The organism is Protofrankia sp. Cas4 (genome assembly GCF_963555915.1).
GTDB lineage: Bacteria > Actinomycetota > Actinomycetes > Frankiales > Frankiaceae > Protofrankia.
Map to the genome: position 1 here is coordinate 1 of NZ_CAUVXL010000211.1, position 19,452 is coordinate 19,452.

General features: G+C 68.3%; 20 protein-coding genes. 13 read left to right on the forward strand and 7 right to left on the reverse strand.

What is annotated here, in order from left to right:
- From U9979_RS19350 to U9979_RS19370, 5 genes are all read left to right on the forward strand, one after another.
- Positions 1-420: WD40 repeat domain-containing protein (locus U9979_RS19350; protein ID WP_416220258.1), on the forward strand; the 420-nt coding region annotated here is incomplete at its 5' end.
- 28 nt (positions 421-448) lie between these two features.
- Positions 449-739: a hypothetical protein gene (locus tag U9979_RS19355; protein WP_322780503.1), complete on the forward strand. Its 291-nt coding sequence runs from the start codon at positions 449-451 to the stop codon at positions 737-739.
- A complete protein-coding gene (locus tag U9979_RS19360; protein ID WP_322780504.1) occupies positions 736-918 on the forward strand; it encodes a hypothetical protein in 183 nt (60 codons plus the stop codon). The genes U9979_RS19355 and U9979_RS19360 overlap by 4 nt, the downstream gene beginning before the upstream one ends.
- Before the next feature lie 158 nt (positions 919-1,076).
- Positions 1,077-1,721, forward strand: a complete 645-nt coding sequence (locus U9979_RS19365) for a DUF4433 domain-containing protein (protein WP_322780505.1) — start codon at positions 1,077-1,079, stop codon at positions 1,719-1,721.
- Positions 1,722-1,736: 15 nt separating this feature from the next.
- The gene (locus U9979_RS19370) at positions 1,737-2,783 is read left to right on the forward strand and encodes a macro domain-containing protein (protein WP_322780506.1); all 1,047 of its coding nucleotides are present in this window, start codon (positions 1,737-1,739) and stop codon (positions 2,781-2,783) included.
- Positions 2,784-2,967: 184 nt separating this feature from the next.
- Here the strand turns inward: U9979_RS19370 and U9979_RS19375 are convergent, their stop codons facing one another.
- Positions 2,968-3,351 (reverse strand): hypothetical protein, encoded by a 384-nt coding sequence (locus U9979_RS19375; RefSeq protein WP_322780507.1) that lies wholly within the window; start codon positions 3,349-3,351, stop codon positions 2,968-2,970.
- Between the two features lie 80 nt (positions 3,352-3,431).
- Positions 3,432-4,772 (reverse strand): AAA family ATPase, encoded by a 1,341-nt coding sequence (locus tag U9979_RS19380; protein ID WP_322780508.1) that lies wholly within the window; start codon positions 4,770-4,772, stop codon positions 3,432-3,434.
- 206 nt (positions 4,773-4,978) lie between these two features.
- On the opposite strand from U9979_RS19380, the gene U9979_RS19385 reads away from it, so the two are divergent.
- The gene (locus U9979_RS19385) at positions 4,979-6,880 is read left to right on the forward strand and encodes an ABC transporter ATP-binding protein (RefSeq protein ID WP_322780509.1); all 1,902 of its coding nucleotides are present in this window, start codon (positions 4,979-4,981) and stop codon (positions 6,878-6,880) included.
- A gap of 80 nt (positions 6,881-6,960) precedes the next feature.
- On the forward strand, positions 6,961-9,174 hold the full coding sequence (locus U9979_RS19390; RefSeq protein WP_322780510.1) for an ABC transporter ATP-binding protein: 2,214 nt from the start codon (positions 6,961-6,963) through the stop codon (positions 9,172-9,174).
- A gap of 65 nt (positions 9,175-9,239) precedes the next feature.
- Here U9979_RS19390 and U9979_RS19395 read toward each other — a convergent pair whose 3' ends face one another.
- Positions 9,240-13,754 carry an AAA domain-containing protein gene (locus U9979_RS19395; RefSeq protein WP_322780511.1) on the reverse strand — a complete coding sequence of 1,505 codons (4,515 nt, stop codon included), beginning with the start codon at positions 13,752-13,754 and terminating at the stop codon, positions 9,240-9,242.
- 195 nt (positions 13,755-13,949) lie between these two features.
- On the opposite strand from U9979_RS19395, the gene U9979_RS19400 reads away from it, so the two are divergent.
- On the forward strand, positions 13,950-14,192 hold the full coding sequence (locus U9979_RS19400) for a type II toxin-antitoxin system Phd/YefM family antitoxin (RefSeq protein WP_322753388.1): 243 nt from the start codon (positions 13,950-13,952) through the stop codon (positions 14,190-14,192).
- A 154-nt stretch (positions 14,193-14,346) separates the two neighbouring features.
- On the forward strand, positions 14,347-14,460 hold the full coding sequence (locus U9979_RS25335; protein WP_416220260.1) for a type II toxin-antitoxin system RelE family toxin: 114 nt from the start codon (positions 14,347-14,349) through the stop codon (positions 14,458-14,460).
- On the opposite strand, the gene U9979_RS19405 is transcribed toward U9979_RS25335, so the two are convergent.
- From U9979_RS19405 to U9979_RS19415, 3 genes are read right to left on the reverse strand one after another with little or no spacing between them, the layout of a single operon-like run.
- Positions 14,411-14,740 carry a hypothetical protein gene (locus U9979_RS19405; RefSeq protein ID WP_322780512.1) on the reverse strand — a complete coding sequence of 110 codons (330 nt, stop codon included), beginning with the start codon at positions 14,738-14,740 and terminating at the stop codon, positions 14,411-14,413. The two genes, U9979_RS25335 and U9979_RS19405, sit on opposite strands and share 50 nt — an antisense overlap.
- Positions 14,737-15,048 carry a hypothetical protein gene (locus U9979_RS19410; protein WP_322780513.1) on the reverse strand — a complete coding sequence of 104 codons (312 nt, stop codon included), beginning with the start codon at positions 15,046-15,048 and terminating at the stop codon, positions 14,737-14,739. The genes U9979_RS19405 and U9979_RS19410 overlap by 4 nt, the downstream gene beginning before the upstream one ends.
- The gene (locus tag U9979_RS19415; protein ID WP_322780514.1) at positions 15,045-15,230 is read right to left on the reverse strand and encodes a hypothetical protein; all 186 of its coding nucleotides are present in this window, start codon (positions 15,228-15,230) and stop codon (positions 15,045-15,047) included. Before U9979_RS19415 ends, U9979_RS19410 begins: the two co-directional genes overlap by 4 nt.
- A 228-nt stretch (positions 15,231-15,458) precedes the next feature.
- On the opposite strand from U9979_RS19415, the gene U9979_RS19420 reads away from it, so the two are divergent.
- On the forward strand, positions 15,459-15,635 hold the full coding sequence (locus U9979_RS19420; protein ID WP_322780515.1) for a hypothetical protein: 177 nt from the start codon (positions 15,459-15,461) through the stop codon (positions 15,633-15,635).
- A gap of 108 nt (positions 15,636-15,743) precedes the next feature.
- On the opposite strand, the gene U9979_RS19425 is transcribed toward U9979_RS19420, so the two are convergent.
- Entirely contained in the window at positions 15,744-15,968 is a 225-nt protein-coding gene (locus U9979_RS19425) for a hypothetical protein (protein WP_322780516.1), read from the reverse strand.
- 192 nt (positions 15,969-16,160) lie between these two features.
- On the opposite strand from U9979_RS19425, the gene U9979_RS19430 reads away from it, so the two are divergent.
- The 3 genes from U9979_RS19430 (at position 16,161) to U9979_RS19440 (ending at position 19,452) form a co-directional block, all read left to right on the forward strand.
- Complete coding sequence (locus tag U9979_RS19430) at positions 16,161-17,120, forward strand: DUF2637 domain-containing protein (protein ID WP_322780517.1); 960 nt, start codon at positions 16,161-16,163, stop codon at positions 17,118-17,120.
- Between the two features lie 450 nt (positions 17,121-17,570).
- Positions 17,571-17,927, forward strand: a complete 357-nt coding sequence (locus U9979_RS19435; RefSeq protein ID WP_322750999.1) for a hypothetical protein — start codon at positions 17,571-17,573, stop codon at positions 17,925-17,927.
- A gap of 124 nt (positions 17,928-18,051) precedes the next feature.
- Complete coding sequence (locus U9979_RS19440; protein ID WP_322780518.1) at positions 18,052-19,452, forward strand: cytochrome ubiquinol oxidase subunit I; 1,401 nt, start codon at positions 18,052-18,054, stop codon at positions 19,450-19,452.

Below are 19,452 nucleotides of genomic sequence, written 5' to 3' on the forward strand. Positions count from 1 at the left end.
CGCACCCTGACCGGCCCCAGCTGCAGGGTGTGGTCGGTGGGGTTCTCCCCGGACGGCACCATGATCGTTTCTGGGGGTGAGGATGGCTCGGTGCGGCTGTGGGACACCGCGACCGGCCGACAGATCGCAATTATGATCGGGGGCCGAAGCGGGTGGGCGCTCCTGCTTCCGGATGGTTCGTACAAGGTGGTCGGCGAGCCGGACGGCTCCTTCTGGTGGGTGATCAAGAATGTCCGTTTCGAGCCTGGCGAGCTGGACGGCTACGACCCGGCTGTCCGGCGCATCCCGGCGGACGCGCCGCTGACCCTGCCCGCCGGCTGGCACCCCGTCCCACCGAGGGCGATCCCGTCCACCTCACCCCAGCCGGCCCCGCCCGGCCCGCATCCCCCTCGCAAGGGCGGCATCTTCCGCCGCCGCTGACCCACCGCAGAAGGTAAGATCTAGATTCATGATCACAGTCGACGACCGGAGCCGCGCACATGCACTGGTCGGCGACCTGCTGGGCAAGTCCGATCAGTTTGCCGAGCGGGCTGTTGCGGTGCTGAACGCCCATGCAGCGGCGCTGGCGTGGGTACGCGACACCATTGGCGTCTACCCGGCGCCGCCTGGCATCGCTGCGGAACTGAACAACGTCGCCGAGCGTCTGCGCAGCAGGGCCGACGACCGTGATCCGGTGGCAGTGCTCGGCCGGGCTGCGGTCGAGGCGCTCGCCGCGCATCGGACGAACGCTGCTGCGTGAGCGGCTATGTTCTCGACGACCTTGCGTTGAGCGCCGGGCTGGCCGGCACAGGCAGCGAACACCATCGCAGGGAGTTGTCCCGGCTGCTGCGTGGTGCGATCGACGGCGGAGCGCAGTCGCGCATCGCGATACCCGGCCGGCGTCCCCCTCGCAAGGGCGGCATCTTCCGCCGCCGCTGACCCACCATCGACCCGGCATCCACCAGCGGGCCGACAATCGTGTCGGATCGGCGGCGTACGGTCAAACGGCAGCTACGACGTTCAGCCCTGGACCCGGACAACACAAACCACGGTCCGACAGACCATCAGCTCCATACCTCCGGAGGTTCGCGCTCGACATGGCGACACCCGAGCGGCCGAAGCTGTTCCACATCGTCCATGTGGACCGTCTGCCCGCGATCCTCGCCGATGGTTGCCTCTGGTCCGACGCGGTGATGTCACGCCGATCCGGGAGTGGCACGACGATCGGCATGAGCCAGATCAAACAGCGCCGGCTGGTCGTGCCGGTAAGCCGTCACGGCGGCGACTGTGTCGGCGATTATGTTCCCTTCTACTTCTGCCCACGTTCGATCATGTTGTATGTGATCTCACGGGCGAACAACCCGAAGCTTGCCTATCGCGGTGGCCAGGATCCGATCATTCATCTTGAGGCGGACCTCCACCAGGTGGTTGCATGGGCAGATGCGTCAGCGAGACGGTGGGCCTTCTCGACCTCAAACGCCGCAACGATCTACGCACGGTTCTACACGGGGCTGGAGAACCTGGGCCAGATCAACTGGGCGGCAGTCGAGGCGACGGACTTCAGGTCGACCGATGTGAAGGAGGGTAAACAAGCCGAGTTCCTCGTGTACAGATCATTTCCGTGGGAGCTTGTTGATAAGATCGGTGTGCGGACGCGAGAGACGGCTCAGCACGTCGAGCAGGCTCTGGTTGGCACGCGGCACCGACCAGAGCTCGCGGTCAGATCGGAATGGTATTTCTAGAGGGGAGGCGCCGACATGATCGAATACCGGCAAGGCGACATATTCACGGCGGATACGGAGGCCGTAGTCAACACGGTCAACTGCGTCGGCGTCATGGGCCGGGGTATCGCGCTGCAGTTCAAAGAAGCCTATCCGGCCAACTTCCGTTCCTATCGTTCCGCCTGCGACCATGGAGAAGTCCAGCCGGGTCGAATGTTCGTCTTCGAGACGGGATCACTGACAAACCCGAGACTCATCGTCAACTTCCCCACCAAAAGGCACTGGCGCGGCGCCAGCCGCATGGAGGACATCGAAGCAGGGCTTCGCGCCCTGGCCGCGGAGATCCGGGACAGGAACATTCGGTCAATCGCAGTTCCGCCACTCGGCAGCGGTCTTGGCGGTCTGCGCTGGGACGACGTCTATCCCCAAATCGAGGCCGCACTGGGAAATCTCGATGATGTACGTGTGATTCTCTTTGAACCACGTGGCAGCGTGGCGGAACCAGTTGTATCCGCACGACCTGAGGTGTCGATCATGACGCCGGGCCGTGCCGCGCTCGTCGCCCTGGTCTCTCGCTATCTTGACGGGCTGATGGATCCCTTCGTCACGCTCCTTGAAGTGCACAAACTCATGTACTTCATGCAGGAAGCTGGTGAACCACTGCGACTGCGTTACGCCAAGGCTTTCTACGGCCCCTATGCCGAGAACCTGCGACATGTACTGCATGCTGTCGAAGGCCATCTCATCTCCGGCTACGCCGACAGCGGCGATGTACCAGACAATGAGCTCACGCTGCTACCAGGCGCAGTCACCGACGCGGAGTCCTTCCTCGCCGGCCAGTCCGCGACGCGTGCCCGGTTCGACCGCGTCGCAGACCTCGTCCAAGGGTTCGAGACACCCTTCGGCCTCGAGCTCCTCTCCACCCTGCACTGGGTCGCGGCCCAGGAGGGCGCTACGACTCTCCAAACCGCAATGGAGCGTACCTACGCGTGGAGCGCCCGTAAGCGACGTTTCTCCGAGGAGCAGCTCGAGGTGACATGGGGCACCCTCAGCGACAAGGGTTGGCTCCCAGTTCCCGCATAGGATTCGGAATGAAATAACTTGTTCACTTTGGGGCCCTTGCGAGCCCCTGACCTGCGAAGACGCATGCCGGCCTGCATTACTTACTTCATTACGGATCCATAATGCGGCAGTCGTGGGCATCGTCGCGCTGGACGACGATGCCGTCGGAAGGCAACCCTGCCGCCGCCGGCCGAATCGGACGAGGTCAGCTGTGCGCCGCCAGCTTCGCGTCCAGCGTCCAGATCCGGACGTCCGAGAGTCCGGTGCGTTCCCGGTAGATCTCACGTTCAACCAGGATCGACAGATCCCCGCACCCGACTCCGCGGATCGCGTGTTCGACCAGGGTCAGACCAGTCATTCCGCCGGAGACGAGCCGGTGGAGGAAGTCGTCGTCCCATTTCGAGCTGTTCAACTCCCAGGGAGCACGGCCGTCCGATACCAGCAGCAGTGCGTCGCCGAACTTCCGGGCTGCCTCGCGCCGCGCGAGACCGTTCTTCAACTGGGCGACATGGTTCCCGGTTTCGATGACCGCGGCGACCGGAAGAATGAGACTTCCCGACTTCTGTTTCGCCCGAAAATCATCGACCACACGTTCCCGGTCCTGCGAAAACCCCGGAACGTCTAACAAATTCAGGAAGATGGAGGTGTCAACGAACCAGACCGGTCGTCTCATTCGATGCCCAACAGCCGGTTGAACTCCGCGAAGTCGGTCCGACGTTCCTCCGGTCGCACCAGACGGCCGCTCGACATGAGATCACCGAGCCGGCCGGCGGCCATGGCTTCGGCGTAACCAGGGAGGTCGGTCAGACGGTCAAGATGGCTGTAGCCGTCATCGACGTCCCGATAGCAGACGATCACATCGTCGTTCGCGCTTCCCGGTAGCGCGTTGAGCAGCGCGGGGCTGTGGGTCGTAAAAATCACCTGATTGTCCAGTTCCCTGATGGTCTCCTGGATCAACCGCATGACACGGACGGCCTGCGAAGGATGCAGGCCGTTTTCCAATTCTTCGATCACAAGCAGCACGCCGGCCGGCGGCCCGCCCGGAGCCAGCAGGCCCTGGTCGATATCGAGGCCTCGGTTTGAGGTGAGCAGTGCGGTGGCAATGGCGATGAAGCGAAGCAGTCCGTCGCTCATCTCCCGCGCAGGCGTTACCTCCTGCCGGTCCTTGCCCTCTCGGATCGCCAACATCACATCACCAAGGCCGGACTCCGTGACAATCAATTCCCGAACCTGCGCATCGGCCACTTCGCGGACGAGGGCGACGAGCCGGTTGAAAGTCCCGAGGTCGTCCTGCCGCAGGCGGCCGAGCGACGCCGACAGATTGGCGCCGGTCCGTCGCAGTTCGGCGTCCCGCCCCGGCACATAGTCCCGCATCAGGTGCGGCACGGGATCGAGATGGAACGTTCCACGAAGTGCTCCGGTCACGGCCGCCGCAGCAGCGATCACCGCCCGGTCCGCTGTGTTCTGCGGAACGAGACGGGCGGGTAGCTGGGTGATGAGGAGCCGTGAGTCACGGAAAGAATAGCGGGGGTTCCGCCCACGCTTTCCGTTGTAAACGGCTGCATCGACGGCCGCCGAGCCGTCGGGAGATTCGTAGCTCTCCAGGAGAATCCGGTGCTCAATGACCGGGGACGCTTCCGACGGGGCCGGGCCGGAGAGGCTCTCGGAAAGGACCCGCAGCTCGGGTTCGACCTGTACTTCGACATCGAAGACGATTTCCTCGCCGTCCACCGCCACCGTGCAACCAAGCTGGAATGACGTGGTCCCGTGCGGAGCGCATCCCCGTGAACCGCCGCGGACAGGACCGCCCTCACGCCGCCTGCCGTCCAGCGCGTCGGCGAGATCCTCCCCACCGGCCAGTCGGGCCAGGACCTCGATCCCGTCCAGGGCGTTTGACTTCCCGCTGCTGTTGCGGCCCGTCAGGACGGTGAGCGGAGCGAGCGGCAGCGTCGCCCCGGCAAACGACTTGAAGGCCGTCAACCGGAGCTCTCGCAGGACCGCACGCGCCACGCCCCGACTGTACCCACCCCCACCACCGCCATGATCTGCCGAGGTGGCCGGCCGGACCGGCGGTGGGCGCGGGCAGGTGGCAGGGTCGGTCCGGGCGCGCTTGACCTGAAGTTCGCTTGAACCTCTAGCCTTCCCTGGACGGCCGGCGCTGCACGCCGGTAGCGACCCGGCGCCACCGAGAGGTAACCCGTGAGCAGAGGTACCCCATGAGCATGGACGTCACCGCGTGGCGGTCGATGCACAGCGCGATGAACACGCAGGACGAACGGCGCCCCTTCTCCAAGGCCACCCTGCGGCGCATCGGCGGGTTCGCCCGGCCGCGCCGCCGGCAGCTGACCTGGTTTCTGCTGCTCAGCGTCGTGACGGCGGTCCTCGCGGTCGCGACACCGGTCCTCGCGGGCCGGGTCGTCGACGCGATCGTGCGCGGCGAGGCCGTCCACGTCGTGGTCGGGCTCGCGGTGCTCATCGCCGTCATCGCGGTGGCCGAGTCCGGCATCGGGCTGGTGTCCCGGTGGCTGTCGGCAACCATCGGCGAGGGCCTGATCCTCGACCTGCGCACCACCGTGTTCGACCACGTCCAGCGGATGCCCGTCGCCTTCTTCACCCGCACCCGTACCGGCGCGCTGGTCAGCCGGTTGAACAACGACGTCATCGGCGCGCAGCGGGCCTTCAGTAACACGCTCTCCGGCGTGGTCAGCAACATCGTCGCGCTTCTGCTCACCCTCGTCGTGATGATCAGAATTTCCTGGCAGATCACCGTGCTCGCGCTGCTGCTGCTACCGGTCTTCGTCCTTCCCGCTCGGCGGATGGGCAGCCGACTGGCCCGGCTCGAACGCGAGGCGGCCAACCACAACGCGGTGATGAGCACGCAGATGACCGAGCGCTTCTCCGCGCCCGGCGCGACGCTGGTGAAACTGTTCGGCCGGCCCGCGCACGAGTCCGCCGCGTTCGCCCTACGGGCACGGCGGGTCCGTGACATCGGAATACGCTCAGCGATGGTGCAGTGGGTGTTCATCACCGCGCTGACCCTGGTCTCGGCGCTGGCGCTTGCCCTCGTCTACGGGCTCGGTGGTTTCTACGCGCTGCGTGGGCAGCTGGAACCCGGTGCCGTCGTCGCGCTCGCGCTGCTGCTCACCCGCCTCTACGCCCCGCTGACCTCGCTGGCCAGCGCCCGGGTGGAAGTCATGAGCGCTCTGGTAAGCTTCGAACGGGTGTTCGAGGTGCTGGACCTCGAACCGCTGATCGCAGACAGCCCGGACGCGCAACGGGTGCCAGAAGGAGGGGTGGCGGTGGAATTCGACGACGTCAGTTTCAGCTACCCGCCCGCGGACAAAGTCTCGCTCGCATCGCTGGAGGAGGTCGCCGTGCTCGACGCCCGTGGCGGTGTCGAGATTCTCCATAACGTGTCGTTCCGGGTCGAACCCGGGCAGTTGGTGGCGCTGGTGGGCTCGTCGGGCGCCGGGAAGTCCACGATCGCGCAGCTGACGGCCCGGCTCTACGACGTCGACACCGGCGCGGTGCGCCTGGCCGGGATCGACGTCCGCAAGCTGACCGCCGAGTCCATCCGCGCGACACTCGGGATGGTCACCCAGGACGGGCACCTATTCCACGAGTCGATCCGCGCGAACCTCCTGCTGGCACGCCCCGAAGCGACCGAGGACGACCTGTGGGATGCGCTGCGCCGCGCCAGGCTCGCCGACCTCGTCAAGAGTCTGCCCGACGGGTTGGAGACCATCGTCGGCGAACGCGGGTACCGGCTGTCCGGCGGCGAACGCCAGCGCCTGACCATCGCCCGGCTCCTGCTGGCACGGCCACGGGTAGTGATCCTCGACGAGGCCACCGCACACCTGGACTCCACCTCCGAGGCCGCGGTACAGGCGGCCCTGGCCGAGGCACTCACCGGACGGACCGCGGTGGTGATCGCCCACCGGCTGTCTACCATCCGCTCCGCGGACCTCATCCTCGTCATCGAGGACGGACGGGTCGTGGAACGCGGCACCCATACCGAGCTGCTCGCCACCGGCGGACGGTATGAGGAGCTGTACCGGACGCAGTTCGACCAGCCGGCCGCGGTCGCCGCCATGGCCACGGTGGCCGCGGCCGGATAAGGACCACGACCGGATAAGGACCACGGCCGGTTGCGGAAAACCGGTGCACGCCGTCGGCCGGTCCGGCGATGATGGATGCGGTGTCCGAGCGGTCACGCATCCAGCATGCGAACGCGCGGGCGCCGGAGGTACCCGAGGGCGGGCCGCGGGAAGCGGGCTGCGCGGGCCTGGCTGAAGGGGGATGCGTGTCCGCTGCTTCCACCGCACGGGACGGCCCAACCTCACCAGACGACCAAACCCGGCCGCCGCCCCTCATCCCACGGCTCGCCGCGACCGTGCTCGCCCGGCTCACCGCAAGCCCGACGGCCGCCCGCTGCGTCCGGTTCTTCGACGACCAGGGCGGCCGCGTCCTCGCCATCATCGCGCTGAACCTGGTCGGCGCCCTGTCCTTCACCGCGACCCCGTTCATCCTGCGGCACCTGATCGACCACGGCCTGGCCGTGCCGGGCACGTCCGCGCTGCTCCCCCAGGTGGCACTGCTACTGGTGGTGTTCGTGTTCGACGCCGTGACCGGCGCGGCGTCCAGGGTGGTCGGCTCGCGGCTCGGTGAGACGGTGACCAGGCGCGTCACCGTCACCGTCCACGACCATCTGCTGCGGCTGCCGTTCGGCTTCTTCCCGGGCCAGCGCCAGGGCGAGCTGCTGTCGCTGTTCGGCAACGACGTGCACGAGGTCCGCGCCGCCGTCTCCGTCTCCATGCCGCACGCGATCACCGCCGCGGTCACCGCCATGGTCGGCACGGCCACCGTCTTCGTCCTGGAGTGGCGGCTGAGCCTGCTGGCGGTGCTGCTGGCCCCCGGCGTGTTCGCGCTGACGACCCTCGGCCGGCGCCGTGGCCGCGAACTGACCCGGCAGCACATAAAGTTGCGGTCCGCGCACTTCGCCCAGCTCGCCGACACCAGCGGCGTCGCCGGTGCGCTGCACGTCCGGCTGTTCGGCCGTACCGACCACGAATCGGCACGGTTCGCGACCGTTGCCGACGACCTGGAGCGGATCGCTGTGCGGCGCACCCGGGTTTCCGCGGTCGCCGGGCTGATGTCCTCGGCCGGCGCCGCCGTCGCGGTCGTCGCGGTGATGGGGTTCGGGGGCTGGCTGGTGAGCAGCGGACGCACCTCGATCGGCACGCTGATCGCCTTCGCGTCCGCGTTGCTGTACGCCTACCGGCCGGTCACGAGTCTGGCGGAGAGCCGCTCGGACCTGCTGGAGGCCGGCGTCGGCGTCGAGCGGATCTTCGGCCTGCTCGACATCCCGCCCGATCCCCGCAACCTGCCCACCACGACCACCACGACCACCAGGGCCACGGCGAGCACCATGACCAGCACGACTGGTCACCGCGCCGACATCGCTGGTCAGCGCGCCGGAACGGCCGTCCGCGAGCCGGTGCCCGGTCAGCGTTGCGCACCGGCCGCTACCAGGGCCGCCCCGGACCTGCTCATCGACCGCGTCTGGTTCCGCTACCGACAGGGCCGGCAGGACGCCTGGTCCGCCGCGGGACGCGATCCACGGCGCCGCTGGTGGTATGTGGGTGACCCCGACGAGGACCCTGCGACGCTGCACGGTGGTCGCGGGGACACGGCCGGGGACGACACGCAGCGGTGGAATCTGCGCGACCTCACCCTGGACGTCCGGTCCGGGGAGAAGACCGCGGTCGTCGGGTCCAGCGGTGCGGGCAAGAGCACCCTGGGCTCCCTGCTCGCCGGCATCTATCAACCCGACCGCGGCCGGATCCTGTGCGGCGGCGTCGACCTCACCGTGATGGACTGGGAGGAACTGCGGGCGCTCGTCGGCGTCGTCCCCCAGGACCCGTACCTCTTCCACGACACGATTGCCACGAACATCCGCTACGGACGGCTCGAGGCCAGCGACGAGGATGTGGCCACCGCCGCGGTCGACGCCGGCCTGCGCCCGCTGCTGGACAAGCTGCCGCGGGGTGTCGAGACGATGGTCGGGGCCCGCGGCTACCAGCTCTCCGGCGGGGAACGTCAACGGCTCGCCCTTGCCCGGGTCCTGCTCGCCGACCCGCCCGTGCTCGTCCTGGACGAGGCCACCTCGCAGCTGGACTCGCTGACCGAGAACGTCGTGCAGGAGGCGCTGTCCCGGCTGGGCACCGGACGCACCCGGGTGGTGATCGCGCACCGGCTGTCGACGATCGTCGACGCCGACGCCATCCACGTCCTGGACGCAGGCACGGTTGTCGAACAGGGCACGCACGGCGAACTGCTGGCAGCAGGGGGCGCCTACGCCCGCCTCTACGCCCGGCAGGTGGGCCAGGAGCAGCCCGCCAGCCATCAGTGATCCCGGGCTTCGGCATCCACAGACGTCGGCTCGGCCCAGCGCCGAACCCGACTCGACCCCGATCATTACCCGGATTTGATCCGGTCGCCTCCATGCACAGGCGGTGGCCGTGTCAGCGTGCCGCGACTCGTCGTCAGCGTCCCGAGCTGACGATTGTGGGATTGGATGTCCAGCTCGTCGAGTCGCTTCCACAGTGGCGCGAGCGCGGCGACCGGATCGCGGAAATACGCCGAACCCCGGACCCGCCAGAATTTCCAACCCTGCCGCTCAAGCACCCGCTGACGTCGAAGATCGGTTTCCCACTGCTGCGGACCGTGGAACGTGTCACCGTCGCATTCGATCGCGAGCCGGTCACGGGCGCCCTCTACGACCAGGTCGATACGGCAATGACCGACGTGGTGCTGCGGGGACACCCGGTAGCCGCGGCGCAGAAGATCCCGCAGAACGGCACGCTCGAAGTCGCTTTCGCACCGGTCCTCGAGGGCTTCGGCCCGCGCCCGCGGTGTGTTGACGCCGTAGGCGTAGGCGAGCAGCTGCCCACGGACGTCATCGGGATGCAGCACGGCGTGATCCACGGTGTGGAAAATCCACAGTTGGTCGCGGGCACGACTGGCCGCGACGTTGATGCGCTGCTGGTCGGCCTTGCGGGTCGCGGCGGAGCGGTTGTCGTCGGCGACGACCGACACGAAGATGACGTCCCGCTCGTCACCCTGGAAGTTGTAGGGGTCACCGACCCGGATCCGCCGGCGCTCGTACTCCTCGGCGCCGAGCTTGTCCACGAGCGTCTGCTCGATCAGGCGTCCCTGCCCGGTCCCCAGCAGGGTGACGACCCCGAAGGTCATGCCGTCGTACGCCGGATCGTCGCAACAGTCGAGGATCTGCTGGACGAGAGCGAGCGCCTCGGGTTCGTTGACGTCGCCGTACTGGCCGCGGGTGCGTGCCCCGTCGGGCACCCGGACCGGCCGGACCGGCGCGCCGATGCCGAGGCCGATGCCGATGCCGATGCCGAGATCGGTCGCCTCCCGCAGCGGCAGAATCTTCCCGTCGTAGAAGCGGTTGGAGAACTCGATGATGTCCGGTACGCACCGAAAATGCTCGCGCAGCAGCACCTTTCCCGGAAACACCCGGCTCGCGGTGTCGTAGAGGCTGGCCTCCACGTCGAGCAGGGAGCGCTGCGGCAGGTCGGGCAGATGGGAATCGATCAGCTCGAAGACGCGCTCCCGGTTCACACCGACAGCCGCCGGGCTGATCTGCTTGTCGTCACCCACGATGACGACCTTGCGCCCGAGCGCGAGAACACCGAGGGACAGCACGTCGCACTGGCTGGACTCGTCGACGATGACCACGTCGAACAGATCGGTGCGGCGAGGGTCGAAGCTCGCCAGCACCCGGTGGATCGGCATAATCCAGACGGGGACGGCCCCCATCGCCGCCGGCATCTGGGCGCGGGCCTCGGCCTCCCACTTTCCGGCGAACTTGCCGGTGCCCTTGCCGATCCTCGCCAGCGCCTGGAGCCACCCTTCAAGCGCCCGCCGCTGATCATCCCGCAGGCTACGGTGCATGCCGAGCCGTGCCCCGCGGGCGGCCGACTCCAGCACCAGCCGGCGCACCTGTGCCCCGGCGTCGGTGATCTGCCGCTGGAGCGCTTCAGCGTCACCGCGACCGAGCAGGGCCTCCAGCCAGGTCTGGGCGTGGCGCCACAGCCACAGCCGGGCAAGGTCCTGCGGCCGGCCGCAGACGGCGGTGTCTCCCCCGGAGTCGATGACGCGGCCGGCCCAGACCGGCGCGGCGACGGCGAGTAGCCCGGCCAGTAGGTCCCGGCGAGTCAGAGCGGGCCCCAGGCCGGTCAAGCGGGCGATCTCCTCGCAGGTCGCCTGCCAGGCGGCAAAATCACGCCGGGCAAGGGTGTCGCGCAGCACGCCCCACAGCAGGCTCGCGCCCGGCTGCCCCTGCCCGGCCTCGAGGGCCGTTCCGAGCTCGTCGAGCCGCGCCGTCAGAGCCTGTTCATCACCCCGCTTCGCGGCCGCCGCGAGCACGTCGGCGATCTCTCGCAGCTGCGCGCCGGTGGGCCGTCCCGGGGCATCGGGTAGCACTGTGCGTAGCCGGGCGAGTAGCGCCGGTGCGCCCGTGGTCTCCCAGCTGATCGCGCTACGCAGCAGGTTGACGGCGTGTTCGAGCCCGGGGAGGAAAGCCGGACCATCGGCGGACAGCGGTGGCGCGTGCAGGTGGCTGACCAGTTCGCCGTACCGGCGACCCGCGCTCGCCCGGGTTACCCGCTCGCGGACCGCCGCCCGGACGGCGTCGACGTCGGCGGGGGTCCGCAGTTCGAAACCGTCGACCCGGGCGGTGGCGTGGAACTCCTTCAGGCCCTTGTTACCGAAGCGCGGGATGCCCCTACCCCCGGCGAAACGGGATTCCAACTCGTCGAGAAAACCCTCCTGCAGACGGGGGTCACCGTCCGGAACGACGATCTCTCTACCGGACGTCCGACGCCGCGCGTCCACGAGCGTGCCGGCGCATTCGGCGAGCGCCCCGGCCTGCTCCGACCAGAATCCGGCCAGCATCGCGGACTGGGCGACCTGGCCGCGCAGGCTGAACAACCACGGCTCCTCCAGCTCGGCGATCTGAGCAGCCGCCTGCGCGACGTCGCCGACCAGGGCTGCGAGCGCCGGTCCGCCGAGCGTGTCGACGGCGGGCAGCACGACACCCCGCTCTTCAAGATCCGCGAGTTCGTCCCGGAGGCGGTCGAGGGCACGGTGTTGCGTGATGAGATCCCCGGCGGACGGGATTGCCGTGAGATCCGGAAGCACACAGCGGGCGGCAGCCGCGTCGGCCGCATCCGTCGCGCCCGCAAGGTGCATCAGGTCGGTGAATTCGGCGGCGCTCAGTGGTGGACGCTGATCAACCGACAACCGGTCCGGGATGCGGCCCCACTCCGGCTCGTGGCGGGCGAGCCAGGCGCCGACCTGTGCGGCCTTCGCCGGCCCCTCGGGGAGCGCAAACTCCGCGGCCTCGTCGCGGAGCAGCTCCACCAGGCGCAACTGGAGGTTGCGCTCGCGGGTCCGGGCCGCGTCGAGGTCGCGCCCGAGCGCCTCAAGCATGACGGTCTCCGCGACCGGTTCGATGCCCGAGACCGCGTCCATGATGGTCTGGACGGAGGCGCGCAGTTCCCCGAGCGCGGCCTGGTTGGAGCCCAGGACCGCGATGGAGAAGTCGCGCAGCTCCGCCGGGATCTTCTCGCGGAGTACCGCGAGCGCCTGCTCGTTGTGCGCGGTGACCAGCACCCGCCTGCCGTGGGCGACCAGATGGCTGACCAGGTTCGCGATCGTGTGGCTCTTACCTGTGCCGGGCGGCCCCTGCACCGTGACACCGCGGGAACGGGCGAGCCTGACGGCGATGCGTTCCTGCTCGTCGTTCGTGGGCAACGGCATGAGCAGCCGCTCCCCGATCGCATCCCAACCGTCGTCGCCCGCGCCCGCGCCCCCGTTCTCGCGGTCACCGTCACCGCCCGCCGCCGTTCCGTTGTCTTCCTCCGCCACGATCGCGGCGAACGCCTCCGCCAGGGTGTCGGCCTCGGCGAGCACCTGGCGCAGCTCGGTGTAGAAACGCCGGTGCTGCGCCGGGCGCGGCCGGACGAACAGCACCCACGTGTCGACCAGCACCGCTGCCGCGGCCGGGACGGGCACCGCCGGGCCGGGTGCCACGTGCGCGTCAAGGCCGAGCGGCGCGACGGCCTGGGCGTACACCTCGGCCAGGCCACCTTCGGACCACGGATCCGGCGGGCTCGCCCGCACCCGTTCCCGCAGTTCGGCCAGCTCCGCGAGCGCGGCGAGCCCCAGCCCCTGCAACGGGTCGGTCTCCACCGCCGGCAGCCCGTCCGGCACGACCGACAGAACCCCGGTCTCAGGGTCCATCCCGATGGTCACCGGCGTGAGAAGCAGTGGATGGTTGACGGCCTCGCCCGTCACCGACCACGACAGCACGCCGTGGCCCCACATCAACTCGTGGGTCGCGCTGTCCCGCTGCAGGCGCAGTCGCAGGTCGTAGAGGCGCTGGTACAGCGCCCTGGCGTGGCGTGCCGGCCGGGCCCGCTCCGCCCAGGGCTGCCAGTACCCGGCGACCCACCGTGCCAGCTCGGCCCGCACCGGCTCGGCCCGCACCAGCTCCGCCCGCACCAGCTCCGCCCGCACCGGCTCGGCCCGCACCGGGCCCGGATCCTCGCCCTCGCGCTCCGCGGACTCGTCGAAGTCGACCGGCAGCAGCGGCGGCCCGGCCAACGTGATCGTGGCGGAGGACACATGACCTGCCAGCGACTGCGGCAGCACCGGCGCGACCGGCTCCTCCACCTTCCCCACCGCAAGCCACGCATCCCGGTCAGGACCCGGGCCCAGAACCACCCCAGGGTGCGCCGGGACGTCGGCCGGCCGGATCAGCGGCGGCTCGTAGTCGGCCAGGCGCCGCTTCGGCTTCGCCGACAGCTCCTGGGAGAGAGCCGCGAGGTAGTCCAGCAGACGCAGCGACCGTGCCCTGACGTCGTCCTGACGCGTGCCCACGACATCCCCCACGATCGGCTCGTCCATCAACCCGCCACCTGCCGGACGCCGGCGGCACAGTTGTTGTACCGGACGTGTCCGACAGTTTCGGGACTACCGGTCCCTTACGCTGGCACGGTTCTGCGGAGCCGCTGCAGGCTCCCGGCCCGTGACGTCCCGGGTCGCTGACGGGTACGAGTGCCTCTTGATCCCCCAGTTTGTACAATGTGGGGTGTGAGCGAGATGCCGATCAGTGAAGCGCGGGATCATCTCGGTGAGATCGTGTCCAAGGCTGAACATGCGCATGAGCGGATCTTGCTCACCCGCCATGGCCGTGCGGTGGCCGCGGTGATCTCGATCGAGGATCTGCGGGAGCTGGAAGCGGCTGAGGACGAGGCCGATCTGACCGCTGCACGGGCTGCGCTCGCGTCCGGCGAGGCCCGCGTGCCGCACCGGGATGTGATGGCCGAGTTCGGCCTGACCTGACGGTGGCGTACGAGATCGAGTGGACGACACGGGCCCTGCGTGAGCTGCGCAAGCTGGACGGTGTTACGGCTCGCCGGGTGTTGATGGCGGTGACACGGCTGGCGGATGATCCCCGTCCCCTGGGGTGCGGGCACTCGTCGGCGAGCCTTCGGGTGTGCTCCGGCTCAGGGTCGGCGACTACCGGGTGATCTATCACGTCGAGGATGCCCGGCTCGTGGTTACGGTGATCCGGATGGCACATCGCAGCGAAGTTTACCGCGGGCCCTGACCACACCTTGTCGGGCGAATGTCTTCATCATTCGGATGCCGCGAATCGCCGGCGCACCGAAGGCGCGCCGTAGGTCGATGGCGACCGGACTCTTACGATCATCCGGAAACAGACGCAGCGCCGGACCGTCTCCCGGGGCGAACTCGACCGCTGGGACCTCGACGCGAGCCAACGCAGAAACAACCAGGAGGCCGGCTCGAGCCAGTGCCTGCACCTCGTCGCTTCCGGCCTCGGCGGCATCTAGCTTGACCAGTGCGGACGAGTCCGTAAACGCCGTCACCGACCGGCTGACACGTAGTCCGACAGTGGACGTCCAAGCCCCGCTCGGGCATAAGCAGCCGCTACGTCTTCCTCGGCGGGAGCCTCCTGTGCAAGCCTCTCCCCCGAGTCCAGCAGCCCGGCATCTGCCAACCAGAACCGCATCCGCTGGGCATCGTCGCGCTCCAGACGCTCGACGGCCGCCGCCGGCACAATCGCGACAAGACGACGTCTACGGTCAGTCAGGTAGACCACCGAGTCGGTCTCCACGGCAAGGCGGGCCACCTCGGACAGGTGATCGCTCGCCTCCGGAAGCGGCATCTCACTCATCGATCAAGCATATGCTCGGTTCCCAGTCGTCGCCAAGGTGCGCTGGCATGGCCGCCGGCGGACGGCGGGAAGTCCCTGTGGCGGCGGCGCCAGTTCGTCACCACCGGACGCTGGACCCCGGCCAGCTCGGCGATCTCCGGCATCGAGATGAGCAGCGTCCCGGTCTCGGTCTTATCCGGCATCGCCCCACCCCCGATCCAGCACCCGCCTGGCGATGTGGGCGGTGTCCCCACCGGGCCTGGTCAGCATACGGACCGAAGATACACACATTCCTTAAATCGGCCTGATAACCCTGGCGGGTTCAAACGGTCGTAGCGACGCAGCCGGCCCGCGACGGCCAACGCCAATCGGGAACGCGACATCGCCCGTAACCGACTGCGTGAATACGGCTACCCGGTGGGAGACTGACGATGGCCAAGATGAAGACTGCGCTGCGGGCGAAGTACGAGCTGCTCTTCGGCTACGCAACAGGGCCGATCGCGTGGATCGGGCACCGCGCCCGCCCGGCATGGGCGAGCAGCTCCTTGTCCCGGGTGACCAACGGCGCGTCGCAGTGTTCCGCGGCCTCGAGGTACGCCGCGTCATAGGCGGTCAGGCTGTCACGGAGTTCCCAGATCCTCGGCAGTAAGAGCGACCGGCAAGAGGGGACGCGGCGTCGCGGGGCTGGGGCACGCACCTCGCCACATTGTCGTCGGTCACCACCCAACACCTCCGGTGGCTCCCTCGGCACGGCGGGCGTCGCGGGCGTCGCGGGCATCGCGGGCGTCGCGCTCGTCCCGGTCCGCACGGATCGCAACAGCTGGGTCGACAGTGAGCACCGGTTCGTCGCCGATGACCCCGTCCACGTAGGCGAACAAGGCCCGCAGCAGGTCCGGCCCGTCGGCGACGCCGCGACCGATGGACCCGGCATGACAGGACATGAGCAGAGCGTATAGGTGTGACCCCGAAGGGCGCCCTGGTGTGGTGTGGATGCGAGGAGGTGGCAGGCTATCGACGTAGTCACGCGGGACGTTGTGTCAACGAGCAAAGCCTCAACAGTGGGAGGGGATCCTGTGTTCCTGCCAGCGGAGGACGGCCGACCGGGAGCGGAGACCGACACAGGGTCAGGCTGGATGGATCGCGCGATCAGCGCGGCCACGGTCGTGGCGGTGGTCACCGTCGCCGCGGTGGCGGCGTTCGTCTCCTACCGGCACATGCGCGGTGTCGCACTGGACCACGGCGAGGACTCCACCGCCGCGGCGGTCATTCCGTTCAGTGTGGACGGCCTCATGCTGGCCGCATCCATGACGATGCTGGCGGACCGCCGTGCCGGCCGGAGCCGGTCCTGGCTGTCCTACCTCCTGTTGACCATGGGGGCCTTCGCGTCCCTCGCCGCCAACGTGCTGCACGCCGAACCCAATCTGACCGCCCGTGTCATCGCGGGCTGGCCGGCGTTGGCGCTGCTCGGCTCCTATGAACTACTCATGCGCCAGATCCGGGTCGTCGGCAGGCGCCTTGCCGCGAGCCGCGCGCCCTCGGCCGGCCACCTGCGTGACGACTTCACCGCAGACATCGCGGCCGACCGTGGGGCCCGCATTGGGGCCGACCGTGGGGCCGATGCAGCCGGCAACACGCTGGGCGTTCCGCGCCTGCGTGAGGCCCACCGCGAGACCTACCGCGAGACCTACCGCGAGGCCCACCGTGAGGCCCACCACGACGCCCACCGCGAGGCCCAGCACGCTGTCCACGGCGACGCCCAGCGCCCCGTCGGCGATCTCGTGCCGATCTTCGCGTCCCATGCCGCGATGACGTCCCTGGTCGGTGGCGACCTGGACAGCGGGGATGTCGGCGGATTCGACGGGGTTCCGCCGTCCCCAACGCTGGATATCGCCGACAAGCGGGAGGCGATCGTGCACGCCCTGGAACAGACCAACGGCTCCGCCAGCCAGGCTCTGGCGTTCCTCGCAGCCCGCGGCATCACGGTGAGCAAGAGCTGGGTCTACGAAGTCCGGAAAGAGTCCCACTACGCCGACGTGTACACCGGACCGCTGCCCATCATCGAAGCGCGCACTGCCGTCGGTAGCCTCAGCTGACCAGCTGACCAGCTGACGTGGACGGGATTTTGGCAGCCCCGTCCACGTCAGTCCTGGTCAGTCCTGGTCAGTGGCAGTTCGCACACACACAGAGCTGACGTGCTGAGCTGCACCACCGTGGTGCGATGCCTGAGGTCTCGCGCCTGGTTCGCGTATGCCGCGATGGTCGAGTGTCAGGGTGAACGGGCGGCCTGGCTCCTCTTTCGCCATCGCACGCTCCACAAGGGCAAGCAGATCGTTAAAATGCGGGGAACGGAGCACTTCAGTGGAGGGCAGGAGCGCCCACCAACTGTCGCTGTGCCTACCGGGACCAAAGATGACTACTGGCGGCTCTGCCATCAACATATTGTTCCGATCGACCGCAGACAACCGGCAGCGACCGGGTGAACATCTAGTAGTTGTGTAGCCACAATTGTCAACGCCGATGGACCCAGGCCGTATCCTGCCGGTGTGCGCCAGACATTCGTTCATGAGGCTGCCCTGGAGCTGGTGGCAGATGCCGATGAGCAGGCGCCGGGCGCGGCTGTGACCGTTGAGCTGTGTGGCCACTGGGAGCACCTGGGCAGCTGCCGATGGCCACATCACACCGCCATCCCGGAACATTCCGGCCAGTCAGTCACGATACGCACGCTCTTCGCCTGTGATGCGGCCGAGGAACAGGCTGTCCGGCAACGCATTACCCAGGCCCTGGGCAGAGGCCGGCTGGATGGTCCGACCGGTTCCAGCCGCTGGTCGGTCCGCGCGGAAGCTGTGGCCGCGCTGCGCCCCGCGGAACAATCGCTGGCCCAGCGGCTCGCCAGATCCTGAGCCGCACCTGAGCCGCACTCGCGCCCGCCATCACCCAGGGTAGGCGAGGCGACGCCATACAGTATCCAGTTGCCTGTGCCGGGACGTCAGCCCCGCGCGCCTGGATCTGGATCGGGATGTGGATGTGTCAACGACTGACCTGGCACGGTTGCAGTTCGCCACCACATCGATCTATCACTTCCTCTTTGTGCCGCTGACGATAGGACTGGGTTTTCTCACCGCGTTGTTGCAGACGTCCTGGTACCGGAGCCGTCGCCCGGAATATCTACGACTGACGCACTTCTTCGGGACGCTTCTCGTCATCAACATCGCAATCGGAGTGGTCACCGGGCTCGTCCAGGAGTTCCAGTTCGGCATGAACTGGTCGATCTACTCGAGATTTGTCGGCGACGTCTTCGGCGCGCCACTGGCGATGGAGGGGCTCGCGGCCTTCTTCCTGGAGTCGACCTTTCTCGGCCTGTGGCTGTTCGGCTGGGACCGGCTGCCCGCCCGGGTCCATCTGGCCACCATCTGGGCAGTGGCCGTCGGCGGCGTCGCCTCGGCCGCGTTCATCATGGCGGCGAACTCGTGGATGCAGCGCCCGGTCGGGTACACGGTCAACAGGGCCACCGGCCGCGCGCAGCTCACCGACATCTGGGCGGTCCTGACCAACACCGTGTTCGTGTGGGGTTTTCTCCACGTTGTGCTGGCATCGCTGGTGACCGCGGCCGTGGTGATGCTCGCCGTGTCCGCCTGGCACCTGCGCAACGGGTCGAGCCCGGCGGTGTTCCACCGGTCGGCCCGGCTCGCAATCGTCGTTCTCGTCCCCGGTTCCCTGCTCGCCATCATGGTCGGCAGCCACCTCGGTATCGTCGAGGCGGACTTTCAGCCGATGAAGATAGCCGCGGCCGAGGCGCAATGGTACACCTGCCAGCCGTGCTCGTTCTCGCTGTTCCAGACCGGCGGCGGAAACAACGACCAGAACCCGTCGAAAATCATCCAGGTCCCGCATCTGCTGTCGGTCCTGGCGACCAGCAGCTGGAACGGAAAAGTCATCGGCCTCAACGAGCTGCAGACGCAGTATGAACAGCGCTACGGTCCCGGCTACTACATACCCAACGTCTTCGTCCAGTACTGGTCGATGCGGGTGATGGCCTATCTCGGTGGCGCTGTCCTCCTGCTGTCGGTATGGGGTGCGTGGCTGCTGCGCAAACAGCGACTGGAACACTCCCGATGGTTTCTCCGGCTGGCCGTGTGGTCAGCGGTGCTGCCATTCCTCATGAACACCGCCGGCTGGCTGCTGACCGAGAACGGACGCCAGCCGTGGATCGTCCAGGGTCTGGCGCTGACAAGCGATGCCCGGTCGCCGTCGGTGGGTACAGCGACGATCGTCGCCAGCCTCAGCGTATTCGTCCTTCTGTACGCCGTTCTCGGGGTCGTCGACGCGATCCTGATGCTTCGGTACGCACGCCGAGAACTGGAACTCCCACCCGCGCCCGCACCCGCGACCGGCGGCGGTCCGGCCACGGCCCGCGTCGGATACTGA